Annotated in this window: 24 protein-coding genes; 11 read left to right on the top strand and 13 right to left on the bottom strand. The window is 61.5% G+C overall.

Annotation, left to right across the window (positions count from 1 at the left end):
* Positions 1-16: 16 nt before the first annotated feature.
* Together AB5Y94_RS16250 and AB5Y94_RS16245 are read right to left on the bottom strand one after the other, a co-directional pair.
* Positions 17-2,263: a PAS domain S-box protein gene (locus tag AB5Y94_RS16250; protein ID WP_368206165.1), complete on the bottom strand. Its 2,247-nt coding sequence runs from the start codon at positions 2,261-2,263 to the stop codon at positions 17-19.
* A 60-nt stretch (positions 2,264-2,323) separates the two neighbouring features.
* A complete protein-coding gene (locus AB5Y94_RS16245) occupies positions 2,324-2,932 on the bottom strand; it encodes an AhpA/YtjB family protein (protein WP_005305087.1) in 609 nt (202 codons plus the stop codon).
* Between the two features lie 120 nt (positions 2,933-3,052).
* Here AB5Y94_RS16245 and serB point away from each other — a divergent pair, with 120 nt between their 5' ends.
* Together serB and AB5Y94_RS16235 are read left to right on the top strand one after the other, a co-directional pair.
* Positions 3,053-4,063 carry a phosphoserine phosphatase SerB gene (gene serB / locus AB5Y94_RS16240; RefSeq protein WP_368206164.1) on the top strand — a complete coding sequence of 337 codons (1,011 nt, stop codon included), beginning with the start codon at positions 3,053-3,055 and terminating at the stop codon, positions 4,061-4,063.
* A gap of 50 nt (positions 4,064-4,113) precedes the next feature.
* The gene (locus tag AB5Y94_RS16235) at positions 4,114-5,019 is read left to right on the top strand and encodes an alpha/beta fold hydrolase (protein ID WP_368206163.1); all 906 of its coding nucleotides are present in this window, start codon (positions 4,114-4,116) and stop codon (positions 5,017-5,019) included.
* Positions 5,020-5,134: 115 nt separating this feature from the next.
* Here the strand turns inward: AB5Y94_RS16235 and AB5Y94_RS16230 are convergent, their stop codons facing one another.
* Complete coding sequence (locus tag AB5Y94_RS16230; RefSeq protein WP_368206162.1) at positions 5,135-7,513, bottom strand: PilZ domain-containing protein; 2,379 nt, start codon at positions 7,511-7,513, stop codon at positions 5,135-5,137.
* A 100-nt stretch (positions 7,514-7,613) separates the two neighbouring features.
* Between AB5Y94_RS16230 and radA the strand changes: the two genes are divergently transcribed.
* Positions 7,614-8,978, top strand: a complete 1,365-nt coding sequence (radA, locus tag AB5Y94_RS16225) for a DNA repair protein RadA (protein WP_005305075.1) — start codon at positions 7,614-7,616, stop codon at positions 8,976-8,978.
* Positions 8,979-9,056: 78 nt separating this feature from the next.
* Here radA and AB5Y94_RS16220 read toward each other — a convergent pair whose 3' ends face one another.
* Together AB5Y94_RS16220 and AB5Y94_RS16215 are read right to left on the bottom strand one after the other, a co-directional pair.
* Positions 9,057-9,437, bottom strand: a complete 381-nt coding sequence (locus AB5Y94_RS16220) for a PilZ domain-containing protein (protein WP_005305070.1) — start codon at positions 9,435-9,437, stop codon at positions 9,057-9,059.
* A gap of 101 nt (positions 9,438-9,538) precedes the next feature.
* Entirely contained in the window at positions 9,539-10,024 is a 486-nt protein-coding gene (locus tag AB5Y94_RS16215; protein ID WP_005305066.1) for an Rsd/AlgQ family anti-sigma factor, read from the bottom strand.
* 115 nt (positions 10,025-10,139) lie between these two features.
* Here AB5Y94_RS16215 and AB5Y94_RS16210 point away from each other — a divergent pair, with 115 nt between their 5' ends.
* The 3 genes from AB5Y94_RS16210 to AB5Y94_RS16200 all read left to right on the top strand — a co-directional run bounded on the left by AB5Y94_RS16210 (position 10,140) and on the right by AB5Y94_RS16200 (position 11,165).
* Positions 10,140-10,307 carry a hypothetical protein gene (locus AB5Y94_RS16210; RefSeq protein WP_368206160.1) on the top strand — a complete coding sequence of 56 codons (168 nt, stop codon included), beginning with the start codon at positions 10,140-10,142 and terminating at the stop codon, positions 10,305-10,307.
* 58 nt (positions 10,308-10,365) lie between these two features.
* Positions 10,366-10,638: a nucleoid-associated protein HU-alpha gene (gene hupA / locus AB5Y94_RS16205; RefSeq protein WP_005305063.1), complete on the top strand. Its 273-nt coding sequence runs from the start codon at positions 10,366-10,368 to the stop codon at positions 10,636-10,638.
* Positions 10,639-10,739: 101 nt separating this feature from the next.
* Complete coding sequence (locus tag AB5Y94_RS16200; protein ID WP_010636148.1) at positions 10,740-11,165, top strand: hypothetical protein; 426 nt, start codon at positions 10,740-10,742, stop codon at positions 11,163-11,165.
* A gap of 76 nt (positions 11,166-11,241) precedes the next feature.
* Here AB5Y94_RS16200 and AB5Y94_RS16195 read toward each other — a convergent pair whose 3' ends face one another.
* Both AB5Y94_RS16195 and dusA read right to left on the bottom strand, forming a co-directional pair.
* A complete protein-coding gene (locus AB5Y94_RS16195) occupies positions 11,242-11,391 on the bottom strand; it encodes a hypothetical protein (RefSeq protein ID WP_214454713.1) in 150 nt (49 codons plus the stop codon).
* A gap of 2 nt (positions 11,392-11,393) precedes the next feature.
* Positions 11,394-12,380: a tRNA dihydrouridine(20/20a) synthase DusA gene (gene dusA / locus AB5Y94_RS16190; protein WP_005305046.1), complete on the bottom strand. Its 987-nt coding sequence runs from the start codon at positions 12,378-12,380 to the stop codon at positions 11,394-11,396.
* 138 nt (positions 12,381-12,518) lie between these two features.
* On the opposite strand from dusA, the gene zur reads away from it, so the two are divergent.
* Genes zur through AB5Y94_RS16175 form a run of 3 tightly spaced genes read left to right on the top strand, consistent with a single transcriptional unit; the run spans position 12,519 to position 13,660 of the window.
* The gene (zur, locus tag AB5Y94_RS16185) at positions 12,519-12,977 is read left to right on the top strand and encodes a zinc uptake transcriptional repressor Zur (protein ID WP_005305041.1); all 459 of its coding nucleotides are present in this window, start codon (positions 12,519-12,521) and stop codon (positions 12,975-12,977) included.
* Positions 12,967-13,428 carry a chemotaxis protein CheX gene (locus AB5Y94_RS16180; RefSeq protein WP_019838909.1) on the top strand — a complete coding sequence of 154 codons (462 nt, stop codon included), beginning with the start codon at positions 12,967-12,969 and terminating at the stop codon, positions 13,426-13,428. Before zur ends, AB5Y94_RS16180 begins: the two co-directional genes overlap by 11 nt.
* Before the next feature lie 4 nt (positions 13,429-13,432).
* On the top strand, positions 13,433-13,660 hold the full coding sequence (locus AB5Y94_RS16175) for a hypothetical protein (protein WP_005305036.1): 228 nt from the start codon (positions 13,433-13,435) through the stop codon (positions 13,658-13,660).
* Between the two features lie 64 nt (positions 13,661-13,724).
* Here the strand turns inward: AB5Y94_RS16175 and brnQ (AB5Y94_RS16170) are convergent, their stop codons facing one another.
* The 3 genes from brnQ (AB5Y94_RS16170) to AB5Y94_RS16160 all read right to left on the bottom strand — a co-directional run bounded on the left by brnQ (AB5Y94_RS16170) (position 13,725) and on the right by AB5Y94_RS16160 (position 17,605).
* Positions 13,725-15,002 (bottom strand): branched-chain amino acid transport system II carrier protein, encoded by a 1,278-nt coding sequence (gene brnQ / locus AB5Y94_RS16170; protein WP_368206159.1) that lies wholly within the window; start codon positions 15,000-15,002, stop codon positions 13,725-13,727.
* Positions 15,003-15,395: 393 nt separating this feature from the next.
* Complete coding sequence (brnQ, locus tag AB5Y94_RS16165) at positions 15,396-16,703, bottom strand: branched-chain amino acid transport system II carrier protein (protein WP_005305030.1); 1,308 nt, start codon at positions 16,701-16,703, stop codon at positions 15,396-15,398.
* Between the two features lie 191 nt (positions 16,704-16,894).
* A complete protein-coding gene (locus AB5Y94_RS16160; protein ID WP_368206158.1) occupies positions 16,895-17,605 on the bottom strand; it encodes a tRNA1(Val) (adenine(37)-N6)-methyltransferase in 711 nt (236 codons plus the stop codon).
* Positions 17,606-17,733: 128 nt separating this feature from the next.
* On the opposite strand from AB5Y94_RS16160, the gene srmB reads away from it, so the two are divergent.
* Positions 17,734-18,957, top strand: a complete 1,224-nt coding sequence (gene srmB / locus AB5Y94_RS16155; protein WP_010636177.1) for an ATP-dependent RNA helicase SrmB — start codon at positions 17,734-17,736, stop codon at positions 18,955-18,957.
* A 176-nt stretch (positions 18,958-19,133) separates the two neighbouring features.
* Here srmB and yaaA read toward each other — a convergent pair whose 3' ends face one another.
* Genes yaaA through tapT form a run of 3 tightly spaced genes read right to left on the bottom strand, consistent with a single transcriptional unit; the run spans position 19,134 to position 22,111 of the window.
* Positions 19,134-19,907, bottom strand: a complete 774-nt coding sequence (yaaA, locus tag AB5Y94_RS16150) for a peroxide stress protein YaaA (protein WP_017783834.1) — start codon at positions 19,905-19,907, stop codon at positions 19,134-19,136.
* A 31-nt stretch (positions 19,908-19,938) separates the two neighbouring features.
* Positions 19,939-21,048 carry a type IVa pilus ATPase TapU gene (gene tapU / locus AB5Y94_RS16145; protein ID WP_010636179.1) on the bottom strand — a complete coding sequence of 370 codons (1,110 nt, stop codon included), beginning with the start codon at positions 21,046-21,048 and terminating at the stop codon, positions 19,939-19,941.
* Between the two features lie 28 nt (positions 21,049-21,076).
* Positions 21,077-22,111: a type IVa pilus ATPase TapT gene (gene tapT, locus AB5Y94_RS16140; RefSeq protein WP_005305010.1), complete on the bottom strand. Its 1,035-nt coding sequence runs from the start codon at positions 22,109-22,111 to the stop codon at positions 21,077-21,079.
* Between the two features lie 39 nt (positions 22,112-22,150).
* Between tapT and AB5Y94_RS16135 the strand changes: the two genes are divergently transcribed.
* Positions 22,151-22,852 (top strand): YggS family pyridoxal phosphate-dependent enzyme, encoded by a 702-nt coding sequence (locus tag AB5Y94_RS16135; RefSeq protein WP_010636180.1) that lies wholly within the window; start codon positions 22,151-22,153, stop codon positions 22,850-22,852.
* Positions 22,853-22,884: the final 32 nt, after the last annotated feature.

The following is a 22,884-nucleotide window of genomic DNA, read 5'->3' as shown; positions in this document are numbered from 1 at the left end:
TTTCAAGGATGACAGATCAGAGGTCGAGGGCGAAGCGCCCCTTGCCGGCCTGTTTGGCCCGGTACATGGCGCTGTCGGCCCGGTGCAGCAGGTCGTCGATGTGACAATACTGGCCCGAATGGCAGATGGCTCCGCCGATGCTGCCGGCGAGGGGCAGCTGGTGGCCGGCCACGTCGGCCGGTACCGCCATGGCCGCCAGCAGACGTTCGCACAGGGCGGGCAGCTCCAGCTCCGGCTGGCGCAGGGCCGGCAGTATGATGGTGAACTCGTCGCCGGCCAGGCGCGCCACCATGTCACCGGGGCGCACCTCGGCACTCAGCACGCCTGCGAAGCGCTGCAACAGGGCGTCGCCGACATGGTGGCCGAGCTGATCGTTGATCCGCTTGAAGCCATCGAGATCGAGAAACAGCAGACCCAGAGTCTCGGCATTCTGGCGCACCCGCTCCAGCTCACGGGAGAGGCGCAGGGTGAAGGCGCGCCGGTTGGGCAGGCCGGTGAGGGGGTCGTGGGCCGCCTCGTGCTCCAGCTGGTTCTGCAGCGCCTTGAACTCGGTGATGTCGCTGCCGAGGATGTAGACCCCTGGTTCGTCGCCCCGGCTCGGGATCATGGTGATCCTGAGATCCCGTGGGCCTATGGGCAGCTCAAAGCGGTTTTCGAAGCTCACCTGCTCGCCGGCGAGGGCCTGCTCCAGATGGGCGATGGCCCGGCCGTAGGCCGCCTCGCCGATCACCTCCCGCACGCTCATCTCCCGTATCCGCTCGGGATCCAGCCCGAAGTAGCGACAGTAGGCCTGGTTGGCAAACAGGTAGCGCCCCTCGGGCGAGACCATGCTGATGGTGACCGGCAGGCCGTCGGTGATGGCCCGCAACCGGGCCCGCCCGCGCTCGATTTCCGCCAGCACCTGGCGGCGGGCGCTGATGTCGTGCAGGAACAGGGCGAGGCGCACCTTGCCGTCGAACTGGTAGCGCTCGGCGCTCACCTCGACCGGGACCTGGCGACCGCTGCGGGTGCCGATGTCGCACTCCAGGCGGCGCTGTGCGCGCTCGGGATGGGTCAGCAGCGCCAGCAGAGGGTGAGCGCTGCCGAGCAGGGTGGGCAGGGGGCGTCCCAGCATCTCCTCGGGGTGCCAGCCGAGCAGGGTGGTGGAGGCCGGGTTCCAGCCGGTAATGACCAGCGCCTCGTCGAGCTCGAGGAAGGCGTTGCTGGTGTGCTCCAGCATGTGTTGCAGCCGGCGTTGCTCCTGCCACAGGCGTTGCTGCACGGCGCCGCGCTCCTGCATCTCGCGATGCAGTTGCTCCACCGTGCTCGACAGCTCGCGGGTGCGCTCACGCACCTGCTGCTCGAGCCCTTGCTGCAGTTGCAGCAGTTCGGCCTCGACCTGCTTGCGCTCGGTGAGGTCGGCAAATACGGCGATCATGTGGGGGGCCATGGTGCGGCTCTGGCACAGAGTCACGCTGAGCTGGACCCAACACAGGCTGCCGTCGGCGCGGATCATCCGCTTCTCCAGCCGGTAGTCCTGCCGCTGCCCCACGAGCAGGGCGGTGAACAGGGCCAGCTCGCGCGGCAGATCCTCGGGGTGGGTCATGGCGTGCCAGGTTCGCGTCAGCATCTCCTGTTCGCTGTAGCCGAGCAGTCGCTCCAGCCCCGGGTTGGCCCGCAGCCAGCGTCCTTCGACCGACGAGAGGGCCATGCCCACCGAGGACTGGTTGAAGGTGAGGGTGAACAGGTGTTCCTTGTCCTCCAGCACCTGGTTGAGGCTGCGCACCTGATGGCGCCTTTCCAGATCGTGCAGGGTGTTCTCCACCAGGCGGCCGAAGTCGTCGAGATCGCGACAGGCCTCCTGGTCGAGGTGGCGCGCTGCATGATCCACCAGACAGAGGGTGCCGAGCACCACGCCGTCCAGCGCCCGCAGTGGCCGGCCGGCATAGAAGACCACGTGGGGCTCGCCCGTCACCAGCGGGTTGTCGGCAAAGCGCGGGTCGAGTCTGGCATCCTGCACCTGCATGATGTCGGGGCGCAGGATGGCGTGGCCGCAAAAGGAGTGCTCCCGGCTGATCTCGCACAGGGTGACCCCGGTGCGGGCGAGAAACCACTGCCGGTTCACGTCGGTCAACGAGACCATGGCGATGGGCAGCGAGAAATGGCGGGTGATGAGCCGGGTCAGGCGATCCAGCTGGTCGATGGGCTCGCGGTCAAGCAAGCCCAGGATGCGGAGCCGTTCCAGTCGGCTCTCTTCATCCAGAGGAAGAGGGGGGGCAATCATACAGCGCTCCTGCTGGTGGCATTGCCTGGGTTGTATACAAGGCGATGAGGTCGCACCGTCTTATTGCGGTTCGACCGGTTTGCTTTTCTTCTTGTGCTTGCGCACCCGCATGTAGTTGCGGCGCACCCCGTAGGAGATGAGCAGCCCGGCCAGCAGGGCGACCAGCAGCATCAGCCGCTGTTTCTCCTGCACCACCTTGAGCCGGGTGTCCTTGTCCGCCAGCATCTGCTGCTCCTCCAGGGTAATGCGCAGATAGCCCAGCGTCTGCTCCCCATCCAGGATCTCCTGCACGAACTGGATGCGCCCCTTGCCCTGCTCGGGGACCGACTTGTTGTTGTCGCCGATGGGCAGCAGGCTGTCCAGCGGCACTGCATTGTCCGACTGGGCGAGGGGAATGCCGCGGGCATCGTAGAGGGTGACATCGAGGATCTCGGGTTCGGCGGCCAGATCCCGGGCCAGCCGCTCCAGCTCGCTGTTTTTCTCCTCCTTGATCCAGCGTTTCATGTCCCTGGCGGCATAGGCCACCAGTGCCTGGGCCCGGTTGCGCGCCTCGCTGTGCAGCGAGGCCTGGCTCTCGCCCTGCATATGAATGAGCACGGCGAGTACCCAGAGTCCGAGCAGGACACCGGCACCCAGACTGAGCACACGTTTGATGGGGAGATGACGCAAGCGTTGAGCCTTTTGCTGACAAGGAGTGGCGGGATCTTGGCGCTTGCCTGTACAAAAAGCAATACGCTACTCTGGGCCAGTTTTGTTAACCCCATGATCACCAAGGAAGGCGTTATCCCTATGTTGTTGTCCCAATTGCCCGCAGATATTTCAGAGTGGCCCGAGTGCCTGTCCGGCGCCCCCTGGTGGGAGGCGACGCCACAGGCGCTGCTGCCCGCCGCCAGTGCGCTGGATGGCGCCTGGCTGGTGCTGTTCGGTCGGGCCCTTGGCGGCCACCATCTCGGCAGGCTGGCCGGGCTGCTGGCGCGGCACGGGCTGCAGGCGCGGCTCTATCCGCCCGCCATGCAGGCCGGCGTACCCCTGCTGCTGCTGGGCACGGATCGCTTCTCACCCGCTCTGGTACAGACGCTCAAGGGGGAGGAGTGGGATATCGATCTGTGTCATCTGCCGGCCCTGCCCAGCCTGGCCGAGCCCGGTTTGCTGGTGATGGACATGGACTCCACCGCCATCCGCATCGAGTGCATCGACGAGATTGCCCGCTTGGCCGGGGTCGGCGAGCAGGTAGCGGCGGTCACGGCGGCCGCCATGCAGGGCAAGCTGGAGTTTTCCGACAGCCTGCGGGCCAGGGTCGCCCTGCTGGAGGGGGCGCCGGTCACCATTCTCGACGAGGTGGCGGCCAACATGCCCTGGATGCCGGGCCTGCAACTGATGGTCGACACTCTCAAGCTGGCTGGCTGGAAGGTGGCGATCGCCTCCGGTGGTTTCACCCGTTTTGCCGGCCAGTTGCAGCGGGAGCTGGGGCTGGACGCCATCTTCGCCAACGAGCTGGCGGTGGCGGGGCAGCAGCTGACCGGCAAGGTGAGCGGGCGCATCGTCGATGCCACCGTCAAGGCCGAGGTGCTGCAGCAGCTGGCCCGGGAGTACGGCATCGCCACTGGCCAGACCGTGGCTGTCGGCGATGGTGCCAACGATCTCAAGATGATGGGGGTGGCCGGGCTCGGCATCGCCATCCATGCTAAACCGCTGGTGCGGGCCCAGGCGGCGGCCACCCTCAACCACCACGATCTGGAAGGGGTGATCTGCCTGCTCGGTGCCCTTGCCTGCCGCCAGCAGCGCTGGGATAGGCGCTGAGCTCACTAGGGCTGGACTCAACCCCACGTCACGGAGGACGTAGTCTCAAAATGGAACTGCTACAGCAATCCCTGTTTATTCCCTGCGGCGAACATCGGCTGCACGTTCGCCACATTCAGCCGCGGGTCGCGGTACATGGCGAGCCGATCCTGATGGTGCACGGCGCCATCGAGAACGGGCGCATCTTCTATACCGAGTCGGGCAAGGGGCTGGCCTGTTTTCTGGCCCGCCACGGCTATCAGGTCTATGTGGCCGATCTGCGCGGGCGGGGGCTTAGCACGCCGGCCATTGCCGAGCAGGCCGGACATGGCCAGCATGAGCTCATCACCGAGGATCTGCCCGCCTTGCACCGCTGGATTGCCGCCCGTCATGCCGGCTTCAAGTTGCACTGGATGGCCCACTCCTGGGGCGGCGTCATCATGGCGTCGACCCTGGTGCGTTTTCCCGAGCTGGCGGAGCAGGTGGCCAGCCTGGTGTTCTTTGGCACCAAGCGCGGCGTGTCGGTACAAAATCCGGAGCGCTGGCTGAAGGTGGATCTGATCTGGAACCGGCTGGCCCCCTGGCTGGCCAGCCGCAACGGCTTTCTGGCTGCGCGCAGATTGAAGATAGGGGCGGATGACGAGCCGTTGCGCTACCTGCAGGAGACCATCCCCTGGGTCAAGTGTGGCCCCTGGCAGGATCCCTGCGACGGGTTCGCCTATGACGAGGCGGCCGCCCGGGTCAACTGGCCGCCGCTCTGGATGATCTCGGCCAAGGCGGACAAGGTGCTGGGTCACCCGACCGACGTGCGCCGCTTCAGCGCCGAGATGGGCTCGGCCGCACGCCATACCCGGCTCGGCCGGGACAACGGCAACCGGCTCGATTACGACCACATCAACATGCTGACTGCACCTCAGGCGCAGGAGGATCACTTCCCGCAGATCCTCGAATGGCTGCTCAACCCGCAGGCGGCCTGATGGGGGAACCCCCGGGGGGCTGGTAGCCACAAGAATGCGAAAAACAATGGCGGACCCTGGGTCCGCCATTGTTTGCTGCTTGGTGTAGCGCCGTTTCGAGTCGGCCCCCTCTTCTTTACTTGATGGGCGCCGTGATGCCGAGCCGGAACAGAGTTGCCTGGCTGGTATCGGTCAGCTCGCCAACCCCCACCACGCTCCACAGCTCCTCTTCCAGCTTCTTGGCCTTGTGAATGGCGAACTTGGCGATGTAGTCCAGCTCGTTGGCGATGAAGTTGGTATCGGGGCGACCGGTACGGGAGATGCCGACCAGCACCGAGTAGAACTCCCCCTGGCGCAGTGCCTGCTCGATGAAGCTGCGCTTCTCCGCCACGTTCTGGAAGCTGCTGGCGAGCCGGCTGGTGAAGATGGGCAGACCGGTCGCCGTCTGCAGACTGGCGATATAGACCTCCTCCTCCTGGGGCTGATCCTCGCGCTCGATGGCCCGCAGCGGGTTCATGATGAGCTGCTTGAGCAACTCCCCCTGGAACAGCGGGTAGAGGTTGTCCTGATCGCCCTGCTCGGCACAGGCCTTGAGCAGCCGCGACAGGCTGCGCGGCTGCGGCGCATGGCCGACCGAGGCCGGCTTGGGCGCCCCCTTGAGCTTATTGATGTAGACCGGGGTGCAGAAGACGTGGTGGGTATAGATGTTGCGCAGTGCCCGCGCCATACCGCGATAACGGCGCTGCTCCTGGGCCGCTTTGAGCTTGTTCTGGTTGCTCTCGATCAGCAGCTTGAAGAACTGGCGGCCGGTGTGGCGCTCGGGATCCCCCTCAATGCACAGATGCAGCACGGTGCGGGTCAGGTTGATGCTGACCAGCCGGTAGGGGAGGCGTTGCAGATCCATGCTCTTGGAGAGTTCCTGCAGGCGCGGCAGGGCGATGGTGACTATGTCGTCCTTCGCTCCCTCGAACGGCTCTTCCAGCTCGATTTGCATGCCGTGGGCCGAGATGTCGCGGGTCCAGCCGAGCCAGGCCCGGCCATTGTGCTTGATGGCGACGGCAGTCTTGTGGATGTAGCGAGCCTCCTTGCGCAGCTGGACATAGTGCAGCGTCTCGATCTCGAAGGGGGCGGCACTGCTGTCGTGACCGAAGCGTTGCAGCTCGTTGGCGTTGTGCTGGCTGGAAGCGTCGAACTGGAACTCTTCCCGCTGGCTGTCGAGGCCGACTTGCTGCAGCAGACCGACGTAGCTTATCTGCTTGAGCCGCTCCTGCAGCAGCATGTCCTGCAGCTGGGGGCTCTCCTTGCCCTGCTGACTGGCCAGATCGGCCTCGTGCAGGTCGCAGCGTTCCAGACTGAACTTGTAGACCCGCCAGCTGGGGCGACGGGTCCCGACCTGGAAGAAGAGCGACATCAGGCCGCTTTGCAGCAGCTCCTCTCGGGTGGCGGAGAAGAAGTAGAGGTGGCTGCGCACCGAGTGGGTAAAGCAGTAGATCAGGGTCTCTTTCAATTCTCCCTTCGCTGGCAACAGGGCCTGCATGCGGGTGGCCGAGAACAGGCTGGCGAGCATGTCGCGGTTCTTGGCGTCGCGCCAATACTCCAGGATATGCTGGTTGTTCTCGGTACGCAGGGCGATCTCGAGGCTGGGACTGTCGCCCGAGCCGAAGAACAGCGGCATGCCGGTCATGCGCGGCAGGTAGAACTGCTCATACCCCTTGATGATGGCGGCGGAGAGCAGGTAGTCGACGCTGACCCGGTAGCGGCTCTTGTTGCTCTCGATGAAATCGTTCAGAAACTGGTCGAAGGCCGGGTGTTCGCCGGTCTTGATCAGCCTGAGCCAGTATTTCCCCTCCTTGCTCTCTTCCCCGAGGATCTGGTAGCTGACCGAATGGTGCAGGACCGGGTTTGGGTGATCCCGCTCCAGCCCGGTGAAGAACACCTCGACCTGAGCGCCGGTCTGGTAGTTGGGCAGATAGGGCACCGAAACCCGGATCCCGCCCAGAGAGAGATCGGAACTCTTGGCGAACAGCTTGTCGCCATCGGCGAACTTGATCACCACGGGGGAGCTGAAGTGCATCCGCTCCTGGCGCCGGCCATAGTAGCTGGCAAAGGAGATGGGATTGACATCGTACTGGCGAAACGGGCTGACGGGGGGCTGGAGTTGGCCGTCGTTCTTGCCATGCTGGTATTTTTGCCAGTATTGCAGCGCTTCGTAGACCCCCAGGGTGTAGTCATCCTTGTAGAGGTAGCACTGGGACTGGAACAGGCCGATGGCCTCGGCCGGCATGAAATGGGTGATCCCTTCGAACTCGTGCACCAGGCACTCATCGCCCAGCTCGTCGCGCATGTCGATGACCCGGCGGCAGGGGGTGCATTTGCGTTTGAGCTCCATCTTGATCAGAAAACGGCTGTTGCTGTTCTCGTCCTGGGTCAGGCGATTGAAGATGTCATCGAAATCCTTTTCTCTGAGCAGAGGAATAAGTTGTTCAATCAGGTGCTGTTGTTGTTCTGATTCCATGTGTTCCTGCCACGGAAAGTCACTTTTCCGATTCTGGGTTTGATCTGTCGGTCGCAAACAAGTATATCAAGCAGGAATTCATCCTGTCCCCGAGTTATCCATGGCCAAAAACAAAACTGCCTATGTTTGTACCGAATGTGGCGCCGACTTCACACGCTGGCAGGGCCAGTGCAGTGAGTGCAAGGAGTGGAACACCATCAGCGAGGTGCGTCTCGGCTCGGTGACCCCGGGCAAGAGCGCCCGCTACAGCGGCTATGCCGGCGCCGTCGGCAGCCAGGTGCAGACGCTGGCGGAGATCGCCACCACCGAGATCCCCCGTTTCTCTTCCGGCTTCAAGGAGCTGGATCGGGTGCTTGGCGGCGGCGTGGTGCCGGGGTCGGCCATCCTGATCGGTGGCAACCCGGGGGCGGGCAAGTCGACCCTGTTGCTGCAGACCATGTGTGGCCTGGCCGAGCGGATGAAGACCCTGTACGTCACCGGTGAGGAGTCGTTGCAGCAGGTGGCGATGCGGGCATCGCGTCTCGGCCTGCCCACCGACAAGCTGCGCATGCTGTCGGAGACCTCGGTCGAGCAGATCTGCCTGATTGCCCAGCAGGAGCAGCCGCAGATCATGGTCATCGACTCCATTCAGGTGATGCATGTGGCGGATGTGCAGTCGGCGCCGGGGTCCGTCTCCCAAGTGCGGGAAGCGGCCGCCCTGCTGACCCGCTATGCCAAGCAGAATCATGTCGCCATCTTCATGGTGGGCCACGTGACCAAGGATGGCACCCTGGCCGGTCCCAAGGTGCTGGAGCACTGCATCGACTGTTCCGTGCTGCTCGACGGCAGCCACGACTCCCGCTTTCGCACCCTGCGCTCCCACAAGAACCGCTTCGGGGCGGTCAACGAGCTGGGGGTCTTCGCCATGACGGGGCAGGGGATGCGGGAAGTGAGCAACCCTTCCGCCATCTTCCTCAGCCGCGGTGAGGAGCAGGCGCCCGGCTCCATCGTGATGGTGATCTGGGAGGGCACGCGTCCGCTGCTGGTGGAGTTGCAGGCGCTGGTGGACTACTCCCAGCTCTCCAATCCGCGTCGGGTGGCGGTGGGGATGGATCACAACCGGCTCGCCATGCTGCTGGCAGTGCTGCATCGCCACGGCGGGCTGCAGATGGCGGATCAGGATGTCTTCATCAACGTGGTCGGCGGGGTCAAGGTAGAGGAGACCAGTGCGGATCTGGCCCTGTTGCTGGCCATGGTCTCCAGTTTTCGCGATCACTCCCTGCCCAAGGATCTGGTGGTGTTCGGCGAGGTGGGGTTGTCCGGCGAGATCCGGCCCGTGCCGTCCGGCCAGGAGCGGCTGCAGGAGGCGGCCAAGCATGGCTTCCGCCGTGCCATAGTGCCGCACGCCAATGCCCCCAAGCATCCCATCGAGGGCATGGAAGTGGTGCCGGTCAAGAAGCTGGCCGATGCCCTGGAGGCGCTGTAAGCAGAACAGGGTTCGCGGACGGGCAACAAAAAGGAGCGCAACGGGCGCTCCTTTTTATTGGGTGATGGGGGCAGTGATTCAGGGGTGGGGGTGTTCGAGATGCTCGCTCAGCAGCTGTTCCAGCTCCCGGTGCAGCAACTCTTCATCGCCGACGTTGAGTTCGATCATCCGCTTGAGATGGGTGGCGCTGTCGATATCGATATGGTGGCAGTAGAACCCAAGCTTCTTGCTGGCTTCATGGGTCAGCATGACCTGCATCTTGATCTCGATGTCACTGCCGCTCAGCACGAAGCTGAGTGAATACTCTTTGTCGTCATTGCTTTCCCAGTCATCGGGCCGGATCAGCAGGGCGCCTTGCAGGGAAATATCGACCAGCTGGGTCCGCCATTTTTTATCGCCCTGGACGAGATCGGCCATGGTCAAGTAAAGGATCCGTGAAAAACGGCGACGCTCGGACATTCTCATCTCCTGTCAGCAATAGGTACGGGTGCTAGAGGTCATGACATAGAGTGTAATGCACCTTGCACATCAGGATCTTGAACTGGCTCCGAAATTGGATATCAAACCTGCTGGGCGCTGAGTGACTCTACTACCTGCAGTGCCTTGATCAGCCGATCTTCCTGCTTGAAACGATCTTCCAGCACGGGGCCAAGCTGGTTCAAGTCTTCATCCAGCAGCAGCATCTGGGCCTCGTCCGCGTTGCTGTACTTGTCGTTGAACTCCAGCGCAAACTCGGTGCAGGCGCGGATATGGGGGTAGATGCGCTTGGCCAGCTCCAGCTTGTCGCCGCTGGCCTGTTCGAAAGCGGTTACCACATGGTGGTAGATCTCGAAGTGGCCGGCGCTGACGTAGTCGACCAGCTGTTCGCAGAAACTTTGCAGTTCCACATGGCCCGGGAGCGAGCGCTGCTTGCTGTTGCGGGTGGGTTTCAAGCCGGCGAGGCGCATGTACTCGACCAGCAGTGCCTGTCTGGCGTCCAGCCAGTCATCGATAGCTCTGTGCTTTCCTGCCAATGCGCGTTTGGTTTGTTCCAGTTCAGTTAACATACTCCCTCCGTGGGGCATAGGCATGGAGTGCTATCGTGACAGGCCTCCGGCCTTTTTATGGACTGACGACACCTTCCTATAACTAGGGAAAATCCGGTTGACCGTCAATAGGGGCATGGGGATATTGTTACACCGGGTGGTGTTTTGGTTACAAGGCACCATCATTTGCTCTCCTCTTCCCGTCAATTACGATCACGAAGGGGCGAGATATGTGACTATTTCCGCAGATCTTGATGAAAACCCCAGCATTCAAGCCAATCCGGCTGATAAAGCCTTTGCCTGAGTGTTTTTTTTTGAATAGAGTGGCCCGGTGCTAAATGCCCGATCATAAAGGAAATGTTATGAACAAAGCTCAACTTGTCGATGCAATTGCAGCCAAAGCAGATCTGAGCAAAGCTCAGGCCAAAGTTGCTCTGGAAGAGATCATCAATGGTATTACCCAGAGCCTGAAAGAAGGTGATGCTGTGCAGTTGGTGGGTTTTGGTACCTTCAAGGTGAACCATCGCGCTGGCCGTACCGGTCGCAATCCGCAAACTGGTAAAGAGATCCAGATTGCAGCCGCGAATGTGCCGTCCTTTGTGGCAGGCAAGGCGCTCAAAGACGCCGTCAAGTAATCCCCCAAAACCCGGCGCCAGCCGGGTTTTTTATTGCCATCGTCAGCGGAAATTGTTTCAGATACACTCAAGATATGGCGTGCGCTGTAGTGAGGTGGATGATGGAACAGAAAAATGCCATTCGGCAGGTTGCCGTACCTTGGGCTCCGTCCCGCCAACTCCCCCCGGGCCTGGTCGTGGCCGAACTTCATCAGGATATCTGGAGCGATTCCCTCACCATCATGCTGGGCAGGGCTCGCAGCATCGATCTGCCGCCGCAGATCCTGTGTCGGGTCTATTTCCGGCATATCTTCGCGGTGCGGGTCATGGAGGATTGCGATCTGGCCGAGGGCAAGGATAGTCATGCCATCGAGGAGCAGATCCAGCTCATCACCCCGTCCCGGTTTGCCAGCTGGTTCCATCAGGAGTCGGACGGCCTGCACCTGGATGAGGATCTGCAGCACTATCGCATCTCGACCTGGGATTACTGCGCCGATGTGCTGACCTCCAGGGCGCCCGAGCTGCAGTTCGTGGACAAAGGCGATTAGCGAGGCTGAAGAGACAATAAAAAAACCGGCAACACCCAGTGTTGCCGGTTTTTTTATTGGTCGACGTAGGGCGAACTCAGTCGAGCAGCTGGTCCCGATGCAACCCCAGCACGATGAGCAGGCCGATGAAGTAGAAGGCGCTGAGCTTGACGCCCAGGATGGCGAGCAGACCGGCGCAGAGCCGGACGATGGCCTTGTGCAGCCAGGAACCGGTGAAGCGGTACATGGTTACTCCGCCGCCTCGGTGGCGGCGAATTCTGGCACCTTGGCCATGGCATCCAGCACCACCTGGATATCTGCTCCGGGCTTGCAGGCATTTTCGCTCAGGTGACGGCGCCAGGCTCGAGCCCCCTGCATGTTCTGGAACAGCCCCAACATGTGGCGGGTCATGTGGGATAGATAGTTGCCTTTGGCCAGCTCCTGTTCGATATAGGGCAGCATCATCCGCACCACCTCGTGGCGACTCGGCACGGCCTTGTTCTGGCCGAATACTAGATTGTCCACCTGCGCCAGAATGTAGGGGTTCTGATAGGCCTCGCGCCCCATCATGACGCCATCCAGGTGTTGCAGGTGCTCGAGGGTCTGTTCAAGGGAAGTGACACCGCCGTTGATGGCGATGGTGAGATCCGGGTAATCCTGTTTGACCCGGTAGACGCGGGGATAGTCGAGCGGCGGGATCTCGCGGTTTTCCTTGGGGCTCAGACCGCTCAGCCAGGCCTTGCGGGCATGGACGATGAAGGTATCGCAACCGGCGTCGCGCACCTGTTCGATGAAGGCCTGCAGAAATTCGTAGGAGTCCTGATCGTCGATGCCGATGCGGGTCTTCACCGTTACCGGAATATCGACCAGATCGCGCATCGCCTTGACGCAGTCGGCCACCAGTGCGGGCTCACCCATCAGGCAGGCGCCGAAGCGGCCGTTCTGTACCCGATCGGAGGGGCAGCCAACGTTGATGTTTACCTCGTCATAGCCACGCTCCTCGGCCAGCTTGGCGCAGCGTGCAAGATCGGCCGGATTGCTGCCACCCAGTTGCAGGGAGATGGGATGTTCCTGCTCGCTGTATCCCAGGTAATCACCCTTGCCGTGGATGATGGCTCCGGTGGTCACCATCTCGGTATAGAGCAAGGTCTGGCGAGTCATCAGACGATGGAAATAACGGCAATGCCGATCGGTCCAGTCCAGCATGGGGGCGATGGAAAAACGCTGCGCCTGCATAAAAATCATCCGGGTTGGCTAAACAAAGGGGGCGGATTTTACCACAACGTGAGGCAGCCCCAGAAAATGAATTTTGTCACCGCGCCAAAGGGGGCCCTGTGATAGTATCCGGCTAATAAAAAGGGTAATTGCGTGATCATGAATCAAGACCAACTTTTACAACGAGCCGAACGACTCTGTGAACAACGCGGGATCCGCTTCACCCCTACTCGGCGTCAGGTGTTCAGGCTGCTGGCTGCCCATGGCAATGCCATCAGCGCCTATGATTTGTTGGCCCAGTTGCAACAGACAGAGGCCCACGCCAAGCCGCCGACCGTTTATCGGGCGCTCGATTTTCTGCTCGAACAGGGTTTTGCCCACAAGGTGGAGTCGCTCAACGCCTTCATATTCTGCTGTCACTTCGACCATGCCCACCCGATGCAGTTGCTCATCTGTGACCAGTGCGGCGAGGTGGTCGAGCTGCATGATCCGGCGATCGATGGCGCGTTTTCCGAGCAAGCCAAGTTGCATGGCTTTACTATTACCAATAAGACGATTGAGGCACATGGCCAATGTGCTCGCTGTACGCCCACTGTAGGAAGTCAACATGAAGGCTGATTTTGTAAACCCGTTCCTGCTCTCCCTGCTCAATGTGCTCTCCACCATGGCACAGCTTGAGCTCAAGCCGGGCAAACCCAAGCGCAAGATGGACGAGCTGGCGCGCGGTGATGTCTCCGGCCTCATCGGCATGGTCGGCCCGCAGACCCGGGGATCCCTCTCCATCAGTTTCGAGAAGGGGCTGGCACTGGAGATCATGCGCCGCATGCTGGGCGAGGCGCCGGCCACCATCAATGAAGAGGTGACCGACATGGTGGGCGAGATCACCAACATGGTGACCGGCGGTGCCAAGCGCATGCTGGGGGAGAAGGGGTATGAATTCGACATGGCGACTCCCATCATCGTCTCCGGTATCAACCACACCATCACCCATCGTGCCGACGGCACCAAGATCATGATGCCGTTTGAATCAGATTACGGTCGGGCAACCATCGAAATCTGCTTCGAGTAACCCTATGTGGAAAGCGCTGAAATGGTTCTTCATCGGCTGGGCCCTGCTGCTTATCCTCTCTGACATCGAGATCACCACCTCGCTCTACAAGTACGAAGACAACCGGGTGCTCGTGAATTTTCCGCGTTGGCAGGCAGCACAGCCCTGGGGAACCTTTGAGTGGCATGCCGGGCGAGTGGAGACCCACTGGTACGGACTGGCCGGCAAACCCAAACCGGATCCTCTGCTGTAACGGCAGACCCCGCCCAACGAAAGAGGCCAGCTGATACTGGCCTCTTTCGTTATTGGCTGACGGGTCAAGCGGCTTCTGCCGCCAGCGCCTCGCGGGGGCGTTGCAGCATGCCGAGGCCGCAGGTCAGCAAGGTCGGCAGCAACCAGGCTAGCCCCTTGTCGAACAGCGGCAGGAAGGCGAACGCATCCATCTGCATGCCGGCAGCGCCCAGCCCGTCCAGGCAGCTGAACAGAAAAGCCACCAGCAGCACGGCGCGAAACGCCAGCCGTGGTCGACCGAAACGGCCCTGAGCAAAGGTGACCAGCACCAGCGCGATGGCGACCGGATAGATGGCGACCAGGATCGGAATGGAGAGGCTGATGAGCTGGCTCAGCCCGACGTTGGCCACCAGGATGGAGACGCATCCCATCAGCAGTACCCACTTGCGGTATGTCCAGCCGGCCAGACCGTGGAAGTAGTCGGCGCTGGCGCAGAGCAGGCCGACCGCGCTGGTGAAGCAGGCCAGGGTAATGATGGCGGCCAGGATCAACTGACCGGAGTGGCCAAACAGGCTCAGCACATAGGCGTTGACGATGGCGCCGCCATTGTCGACGCTGGTCACCACGCCTGCTGCGCTGTTGCCGAGGTAGAACAGGGAGATGTAGACCGCCGAGAGACCAACCGCCGAGATGAGCCCTGCGATGGTCAGGTACTTGAACTGGCTCGGGTAGTCCTCGATCCCCCTGCGTTGCAGCAGGCCGATGATGAGGGCGCCAAACATCAGGGAGCCGAGGGTATCCATGGTGTTGTACCCCTCCAGCATGCCCTTGATGAGCGGCGTATCCGTATAGTCACCACTGGCCTCTGGCTGGGTGCCTTGCGGGTCAACCAGGACCCCGATCGCCAGGATCAGCAGCATCACCATCAAGACAGGGGTCATGTATTTGCCCACCGCATCCAGCAGCCTGCCTCGGTTCAGCGATACCAGGATCACCAGTGTGAAGAAGAGCAGGCTGTAGAGCAGCAGACCGTGCTGGCCGGCGTCACCCAGCCAGGGCTTGAGCCCCATTTCATAAGCCACCAGGCCGGTACGGGGGGTGGCGAAGGCCGGCCCCATGATGATGTAGATGGCAATGGCCAGCGCCGTGGCTGCCCAGGTCGGCAGATGGCGGGTCATCGCCGTCCAGCCACTGCTGCCCTGTCCGGCGCTGCCTCTGGCAACGGCGACCAGGGTCAGCAGGGGCAGGCCCACCGCCGTCAGCAGAAAACCGACCATGGCGGCCAGCAGATGCTCACCGGCCATGAAGCCGGCCAGCGGTGGAAAAATGATGTTGCCTGCCCCTAGATAGAACGCAAACGTCATAAAACCCAGTCCGAATATGTCGGACAACTTCAGTGATTTCGTCAAACCTGACCTCATCTGCCTTATCAGCTTGTTCTTGTTGATTGCACCCACTGCCTGGCAGATAACCGGATAACAATGCTTCCCTCTCCTGTGCCATCGGAAGATCGTCACAGGAGTACCATCTTGAGCATAAAGAAGAGATATTTGATCTCAATCACACATTAATATCTTGAAACAATTTAGTTGGCCAGAATAAATCACCGATAGAACTGCAGTTGGCGGAAGCGAGAGGGCGGAGCGGGAAAGGGGAGGTCAGCATGGCATAGCCGGCAGGAAACCATGCCGGGCGAGATGGCACACAAACAAAAGAGCCTGCACAAGGCAGGCTCTTTGACATGGGCGGGAGCGAAATCAGGCGGCTTCGGCAGCCAGTTTCTCGCCGGAACGTACCAGCATCCCGAGGCCACAGGCCAGCAGGGTCGGCAGCAACCAGGCCAGGCCCTTGTCGAACAGCGGCAGGAAGGCGAAGGCATCCATCTTCATGCCGGCGGCACCCAGGCCGTCCAGGCAGCCAAACAGGAAGGCAACCATCAACACGCCACGGAACACCAGGCGCGGACGACCGAAGTAACCCTTCAGGAAGGTGACCAGTACCAGCGCAACCGCAACCGGGTAGATGGCGACCAGCACCGGGATGGAGAGGCTGATGAGCTGGCTCAGACCCACGTTGGCCACCACGGCGCAGATGACGCCCAGCAAGACCACCAGCTTCTTGTAGCTCATGCCGGTGAGGTTGTGGAAGAAGTCGGAGCAGGCGGAGATCAGACCCACGGCGGTGGTGAAGCAGGCCAGGGTGATGATGGCGGCCAGGATGAACTGACCCGGCTGGCCGAACAGGCTCAGTACGTAGGCGTTGACGATGGCGCCGCCGTTGCTGACGTCGGTGGCGACGCCGGCAGCCGTATTGCCCAGCTGGAACAGGGAGACATAGACCACGGAGAGACCGATGGCGGAGATGATGCCGGCAATGGCCAGGTACTTGAACTGGCTACGGTAGTCCTGGATGCCTTTCTGGCGCAGCAGGTCGACGATCAGGGCGCCAAACATCAGGGACGCCAGGGTGTCCATGGTGTTGTAGCCTTCCAGGATCCCTTTCACGAAGGGGCCGTTCTGATAGTCGCCGGAAGAGACGGGCATGGAGCCTTGCGGCGCCACGAATACACCGATGGCCAGAGTCAGCAGCAACAGCATCAGCAGCGGAGTCAGGTATTTGCCGATGGCGTCCATCAGCTTGCCCTGATTCAGAGAGACCAGGATGGCCACCCCGAAGAACAGCACTGTGTAGGCAAACAGGCCGGCTTGGCCCATGTCGCCGATGAAGGGTTTGAGGCCCATCTCGTAGGCCACCAGACCGGTACGGGGGGCGGCGAAGGCCGGGCCGATGATGATGTAGATGGCGACGGCCAGTGCGGTGGCCACGCCGGCCGGCAGCAGCTTGGTCATGCCGGCCCAGCCGTTGCCGGCCTTGGCGACGGCAATGATGGTGATGAGGGGCAGACCCACGGCGGTCACCAGGAAGCCCAGCATGGCCAGAGAGAGGTGCTCACCCGCCATGTAGCCGGCCAGCGGCGGGAAGATGATGTTACCGGCGCCCAGATAGAACGCGAAGGTCATGAAGCCCAGTCCGAGCACGTCGGACAATGTGAGTGATTTCGTCAAGTTCAACCTCGTCTGTCTTGTAAACTATTGCTTGTTATAGTTTTTTATTGGTCGGTGACCGGCGTTGTTCAGGGGTAAAAAAAAGGAGCCCCGCTTGTTTTTTCATCGCAACCAGTGGTTTGAGCTGGTCTGGAGCGGGCGCTCGTTTAGGAGTCAGCATAATGGCGTGAAAAAATAGTTCAAGACGAAATTTACATCTTCAAATAGAAGGGCCTGGTCAGTTGGATATATCTGTCGGAATAGGTTCCCTCAGCAGAATGGATCACAATTTCACCCCTATCACACCTGTTTAATCCTCTGCCAAGTAGCAATAAAACACGATTTGCCTCTTTTCCCGCCCTGGTGATAACAGCTGTATAACAAACGGCATGCAGATCATAATCCGCCGAAATGAATAAAATTTCATCGGCCATGACCGTCGGCACGACCAGTGCGACCTGGCCATCGGGAGCCAGCAAGCGGTCGCAGGCGGCCAGCAGAGCATGGCTGTCGAGGGCGCCGGTATGGCGGGCCATCGCCCTGGCCGGATCGCGAAATGACTGGCCCGCCACGAAGTAGGGGGGGTTGGCGACGATGAGATCGTAAGGGTCGGCCTGATACCCCTGAATGGCACTCTCTATGATGGTGACCCGCCGCGGCCAGGGAGAGGCGGCCGCGTTCTCGCGGGCCTGCTGCGCCGCATGCTTATCCAGCTCCACCGCATCGATGCGGCAGTCGGCGTGGCCGCGTTGGGCCAGCATCAGGGCGATGAGGCCGCTGCCGGTGCCAATGTCGAGGATCCGGCGAGCCTTGCCGAGCGGTGCCCAGGCGCCCAGCAGAATGCCGTCGGTGCCCACCTTCATGGCGCAGCGATCGTGCTCGACGTGAAACTGTTTGAAGGTAAAACCGCTGTTTCGTGCCATCCGACTCCCGTCCTGTACCCGCCTCGCAGAAAATGGTCGGCGATTATAGCGGCTAAGGCACAGTCACCATAGGAGCCGACGACATAATCGCCTATAATCTGCCGTTTCCTTAATGACCGAGTATTGCCATGAGCCAGTCCTTTGATGATTTCGACCTGAATCCAGCCCTCAACCGGGCCTTGGCCGAGATGGGTTTCACCCGCCCCACCACCATCCAGCAGATGGTGCTGGAGCCAGCCCTGGACGGCCGCGATATTCTGGCATCCGCCCCGACCGGTACCGGCAAGACCGCCGCCTTCCTGTTGCCGGCCCTGCAGCATCTGCTGGACTTCCCGCGCCGCAAGCCGGGCCCCTGCCGCATGCTGGTGCTGACCCCGACCCGCGAGCTGGCGCTGCAGGTGACCGCTCACGCCAAGGCGCTGGCTGCCCACACCAATCTCAGCATCGAGACCATCATTGGCGGCGTCAGCCACGAAGAGCAGCTGCCGGCCCTGACCAAGACCACCGACATCGTGGTGGCCACCCCGGGTCGTCTGCTCGAGTACATCGAGAAAGAGGAGTTCGAGAGCCACGACATCGAGGTGCTGGTGCTGGATGAAGCGGATCGCATGCTGGACATGGGCTTCATCAAGGACGTGAACCGCATCGTGGAAGAGGCGCGCTATCGCAAGCACACCATGCTCTTCTCTGCCACCCTGGAAGGGGCAGGCCTCGAGAAGTTCGCCAGCGAGATCCTCAAGGAGCCGGTGGAGCTGCACGCCGAGCCGCCGCGCAGCGAGCGTCGCCCCATCACCCAGTGGGTTCACCTGGCCGACGACGCTGCCCACAAGCTGGCCCTGCTGGTGCACATCCTGAAGAACCCGGAAACCCAGAAAGCCATCATCTTCGTCAAGACCCGCGAGCGGCTGGCGGAGCTCTCCGGCCAGCTGCAGGCGGCGGGCGTGCCCTGCGCCTGGATCCGTGGCGAGATGGAGCAGGCCAAGCGCATCGAGTCGATCCGCAAGTTCCATGAAGGGGAGGTGCCCTTCCTTATCGCCACCGACGTGGCCGCCCGCGGCATCGACCTGCCCAATGTCAGCCATGTCATCAACTACGACATGCCTTACGGCGCCGATGTTTACGTTCACCGTATCGGCCGTACCGGCCGCGCCGGCAACCGCGGTTGCGCCATCAGCCTGGTGGAGGCCCACGACATGGCCATGGTGGCCAAGATCGAACGCTACACCGAAGAGCGCCTCAAGCGCCGGGTGATCGACGAGCTGCGTCCCAAGCACAAGGAGGCGCGAGTGCCGGTGAAGAAGAAAAAGCCGAAGGACGACAAGAAGAAGTCTGCCAAGAAGAAAAAGAAGTAAGCCTGCCCGCCACAACGGCCATCCCCGGATGGCCGTTGTGCTTTTTGGCGTTTGATAGGCCGGATGTCGGGCAGAAAAAAGCCGACGCATAAACGTCGGCCAATAAAAAGTGCTTACAACAGAGGATTCACCTATTCAGACTGGAGGATCCTGAAATTGGTTCCCTCGGGTCGTAATTAATTTTCAGCGCGTTTGAACATCAGGGTGTTGGCGTCGGACTCTTCCGGTACGAAGTAGTAGCCGTCGGCGTTGAACCCGGTCAGCTGCTCTACCTTGGTGAGTCTGTGCTTGATGATGTGGCGGGCCATCATGCCGCGCGCCTTCTTGGCGTAGAAGCTGATGATCTTGAACTGTCCGTTCTTCTCGTCCTTGAACACCGGCGTGATGATGCGCCCCTGCAGGGCCTTGGGGCGTACCGACTTGAAGTACTCGTCGGAGGCGAGATTGATCAGCACTTCGTCCCCCTGGGCGGCCAGCGCCTTGTTCAGGTGTTCGGTGATGATGTCGCCCCAGAACTGGTAGAGATCCTTGCCGCGCGCGTTGTCGAGGCGAATGCCCATCTCCAGCCGGTAGGGCATCATCAGATCGAGCGGACGCAGCACCCCGTAGAGACCGGAGAGCATGCGCAGGTGGGCCTGGGCGAAGTCGAGATCTGCCTCGCTGAAATCCTCCACCGCCAGACCCGTGTAGACATCCCCCTTGAAGGCCAGCAGTGCCTGACGGGCGTTGGCCGGGGTGAAATCAGGCTGCCAGTCGGCAAAACGGGCGGCGTTGAGGCCGGCCAGCTTGTCGCTGATCTTCATCAGGCTGGCGATCTGGTCTGGGCTCAACTGGCGGGCGCGGCCGATCAGCTCGGCGGAGTGGTCCAGCAGCTCGGGTTGGGTGAAACGGGAAGTCACCAGCGGCGACTCGTAGTCCAGCGTCTTGGCCGGGGAAACCACAATCAGCATAACGATCCTTTATAGCGGTGACGCACGCCCCTCATTCATCCAGGGTAACGTTGTCGAGTGTGCCTGAACCCAGCTGTTCTCGGCCCGACAGCTTGATCAGCAGTCGCAGGTCGTTGGCCGAGTCGGCATGGGCAAGGGCCTCACTGTAGCCAATTTGGCCGGCACAGAACAGGGCGAACAGCGCCTGATCGAAGGTCTGCATGCCGAGTTCGGTGGACTTGGTCATCACCTCCTTGAGCCGATGCATCTCCCCCTTGCGGATGATGTCGGTGATGAGCGGGGTGTTGAGCAACACCTCGAAGGCGGCAAAACGACGCCGTCCATCCGGGCTGGGCAGCAGTTGCTGGGCCACGATGGCGCGCAGATTGAAGGAGAGATCAAACAGGAACTGACGGTGTTTCTCCTGCGGCACCAGGTGCAGGATGCGGTCCAGCGCCTGGTTGGCATTGTTGGCGTGCAGGGTGGCGAGACAGAGGTGACCGGTCTCGGCAAATTGCAGGGCAAACTCCATGGTCTCCTGGCTGCGGATTTCGCCGATCAGGATCACGTCCGGCGCCTGACGCAGTGAGCTCTTCAGCGCCACGTCGAACGACGCCGTGTCTATGCCCACCTCGCGCTGGGTGATCAGGCTGCGGCCGTGCTGATGCACGAACTCCACCGGATCTTCCACCGTCAGGATGTGGCCGTCCACATGCTGGTTGCGATAGCCGATCATGGCCGCCTGGGTGGTGGATTTGCCGGCGCCGGTGGCACCGACGAACAGTACCAGCCCGCGCTTGGCGAGGGCGATCTCCTGCAATATGGGGGGCAGTGCCAGCTCGTCGAAGGTGGGGATGCGGGTCTCGATACGGCGCAGTACCATGCCGGGCAGCTCCTGCTGCCAGAAGGCGCTGACCCGAAAACGGCCAAGCTCCTCGCGGTGGATGGCGTAGTTGGCCTCCTTGGTGCGCAGGTAGCGTTCGAAGTGCTCCGGGCTCAGGGTCTCCTTCACCAGTGCCAGTGCCCTTGCCTTGTCGAGTGGCGCTTCTGCCAGTGACTGCAGGTGGCCGTTGACCTTGAGGGTCGGCGGCGTGCCGACCGTGATGAACAGATCCGAGCCTTTGCGGGCGACCAGCTCGGTCAGCAGGGCATCCAGATTCATAACGACTCCTTCCCTAGATTCGTCGTGGTTAGATGGTGTTGGGATCGACCGCCTTGGCCTTGGCATCCAGCGCCGCCACCATGCCGCGGCTCACCAGCTGCTTGAGGCTCTGATCCATGGTCTGCATGCCGTGGGTCATCCCGGTCTGGATCACCGAGTAGAGCTGGGCGATCTTGTCCTCCCGGATGAGGTTTCGCACGGCAGGAATACCCATCATGATCTCGTGAGCCGCTACCCGGCCGCCGCCGATGCGCTTGAGCAGGGTCTGGGAGATGACCGCCCGCAACGATTCGGAGAGCATGGAGCGCACCATGTCTTTTTCCGCACCGGGGAAGACGTCGATGATCCGGTCGATGGTCTTAGCCGCCGACGAGGTGTGCAGGGTGCCGAACACCAGGTGACCGGTCTCGGCCGCGGTCATGGCCAGACGAATGGTTTCCAGATCGCGCATCTCGCCCACCAGTATGATGTCCGGGTCTTCCCGCAGCGCCGAGCGCAGGGCGTTGCTGAAGCTCTTGGTGTCGCGGTGCACTTCCCGCTGGTTTACCAGGCAGCGTTTGTTTTCGTGCACGAATTCGATGGGATCCTCGATGGTGAGGATGTGGTGATGGAAGTTCTCGTTGATGTAGTTGACCATGGCCGCCAAGGTAGTGGACTTGCCCGAACCGGTCGGACCGGTCACCAGCACCAGGCCGCGGGGGTATTCGGCAATCTTGCGAAAGATCTCCGGGGCATCAAGATCTTCCAGGCTCAGTACTGTGCTGGGGATGGTCCGAAATACCGCGCCGGAGCCGCGCGCCTGCTGGAAGGCGTTGACCCGGAAGCGGGCCAGGTTCGGCACCTCGAATGAGAAGTCCACCTCGAAGTTCTCTTCCAGTTCCTTGCGCTGGTGGTCGTTCATGATGTCATAGATGAGGGCGTGTACTTCCCGGTGCTCCAGGGCGGGCAAATTGATCTTGCGAACCTCGCCATCAACCCTGATCATCGGGGGAACCCCGGCCGAGAGGTGTAGATCCGAGGCTTTATGTTTTACACTGAAAGCCAATAACTCTGTGATATCCATAGATTTGTCATTCTCCCATCACAAGATCACGAACGAAACATGAGCCAGATTGCCGAGCACCTGCTTCAGGTAAAGGAACGTATTGTACAAGCCGCCAGCCGGGCTGGCCGACGCGGCGATCACATCCAGCTGCTGGCGGTCAGCAAGACCAAACCGCTGGAGGCCGTTTGCGAGGCCTATGCCGCCGGTCAACGCCGCTTCGGCGAATCCTACGCCCAGGAAGCGGCCACCAAGATAGATACCCTGCGTGAGCAAGGGGCCTGTACAGACATAGAGTGGCACTTTATCGGCCCGCTGCAATCGAACAAGTCCAAGCTGGTGGCCGAGCGGTTCGACTGGGTACAGAGCGTGGACAGAGAGAAGCTGATCGAACGCCTCAACAACCAGCGCCCGACCGGGCTCGCGCCGCTAAATGTCTGTCTGCAAATCAATATTAGCGGAGAGAGCAGTAAATCCGGAACGTCGGAACAAGAGATTTTCCGTCTGGCCGAGCTGGTCTCCCGCTGCGAGCGGCTGCGGCTGCGCGGTCTGATGGCCATTCCGGAGCATACCAGCGACGAGGCGGTACTGGCCGCCCAGATGGTGCGCATGCAGACTCTGTTCACCGAGCTTGCGCGACAATACCCGGGCGTGGACACCCTCTCGATGGGGATGACCGAGGATCTCGAACTGGCGATCGGCCACGGCAGCACCATGGTGCGGGTCGGTACCGCCATCTTCGGTGCCCGCGACTATTCATGAGCAGGAGCCCGTGATGCGGTGCATGCGGGCTC

It is taken from the genome of Aeromonas sp. s5 (genome assembly GCF_040907865.1).
Classification (GTDB): Bacteria; Pseudomonadota; Gammaproteobacteria; order Enterobacterales; family Aeromonadaceae; genus Aeromonas; species Aeromonas dhakensis.
Note: the sequence above shows the minus strand (reverse complement) of the source record. Positions and strands in the feature narration are given on the sequence as shown.

Bases quoted from the DNA above. Each gene is read 5' to 3' on its own strand.
- AB5Y94_RS16250 (WP_368206165.1), bottom strand. From the start codon at position 2,263: ATGATTGCCCCCCCTCTTCCTCTGGATGAAGAGAGCCGACTGGAACGG.
- serB (WP_368206164.1), top strand. From the start codon at position 3,053: ATGTTGTTGTCCCAATTGCCCGCAGATATTTCAGAGTGGCCCGAGTGC.
- AB5Y94_RS16235 (WP_368206163.1), top strand. From the start codon at position 4,114: ATGGAACTGCTACAGCAATCCCTGTTTATTCCCTGCGGCGAACATCGG.
- AB5Y94_RS16230 (WP_368206162.1), bottom strand. From the start codon at position 7,513: ATGGAATCAGAACAACAACAGCACCTGATTGAACAACTTATTCCTCTG.
- radA (WP_005305075.1), top strand. From the start codon at position 7,614: ATGGCCAAAAACAAAACTGCCTATGTTTGTACCGAATGTGGCGCCGAC.
- AB5Y94_RS16220 (WP_005305070.1), bottom strand. From the start codon at position 9,437: ATGTCCGAGCGTCGCCGTTTTTCACGGATCCTTTACTTGACCATGGCC.
- AB5Y94_RS16215 (WP_005305066.1), bottom strand. From the start codon at position 10,024: ATGTTAACTGAACTGGAACAAACCAAACGCGCATTGGCAGGAAAGCAC.
- AB5Y94_RS16210 (WP_368206160.1), top strand. From the start codon at position 10,140: ATGGGGATATTGTTACACCGGGTGGTGTTTTGGTTACAAGGCACCATC.
- hupA (WP_005305063.1), top strand. From the start codon at position 10,366: ATGAACAAAGCTCAACTTGTCGATGCAATTGCAGCCAAAGCAGATCTG.
- AB5Y94_RS16200 (WP_010636148.1), top strand. From the start codon at position 10,740: ATGGAACAGAAAAATGCCATTCGGCAGGTTGCCGTACCTTGGGCTCCG.
- AB5Y94_RS16195 (WP_214454713.1), bottom strand. From the start codon at position 11,391: ATGTACCGCTTCACCGGTTCCTGGCTGCACAAGGCCATCGTCCGGCTC.
- dusA (WP_005305046.1), bottom strand. From the start codon at position 12,380: ATGCAGGCGCAGCGTTTTTCCATCGCCCCCATGCTGGACTGGACCGAT.
- zur (WP_005305041.1), top strand. From the start codon at position 12,519: ATGAATCAAGACCAACTTTTACAACGAGCCGAACGACTCTGTGAACAA.
- AB5Y94_RS16180 (WP_019838909.1), top strand. From the start codon at position 12,967: ATGAAGGCTGATTTTGTAAACCCGTTCCTGCTCTCCCTGCTCAATGTG.
- AB5Y94_RS16175 (WP_005305036.1), top strand. From the start codon at position 13,433: ATGTGGAAAGCGCTGAAATGGTTCTTCATCGGCTGGGCCCTGCTGCTT.
- brnQ (WP_368206159.1), bottom strand. From the start codon at position 15,002: ATGACGTTTGCGTTCTATCTAGGGGCAGGCAACATCATTTTTCCACCG.
- AB5Y94_RS16160 (WP_368206158.1), bottom strand. From the start codon at position 17,605: ATGGCACGAAACAGCGGTTTTACCTTCAAACAGTTTCACGTCGAGCAC.
- srmB (WP_010636177.1), top strand. From the start codon at position 17,734: ATGAGCCAGTCCTTTGATGATTTCGACCTGAATCCAGCCCTCAACCGG.
- yaaA (WP_017783834.1), bottom strand. From the start codon at position 19,907: ATGCTGATTGTGGTTTCCCCGGCCAAGACGCTGGACTACGAGTCGCCG.
- tapU (WP_010636179.1), bottom strand. From the start codon at position 21,048: ATGAATCTGGATGCCCTGCTGACCGAGCTGGTCGCCCGCAAAGGCTCG.
- tapT (WP_005305010.1), bottom strand. From the start codon at position 22,111: ATGGATATCACAGAGTTATTGGCTTTCAGTGTAAAACATAAAGCCTCG.
- AB5Y94_RS16135 (WP_010636180.1), top strand. From the start codon at position 22,151: ATGAGCCAGATTGCCGAGCACCTGCTTCAGGTAAAGGAACGTATTGTA.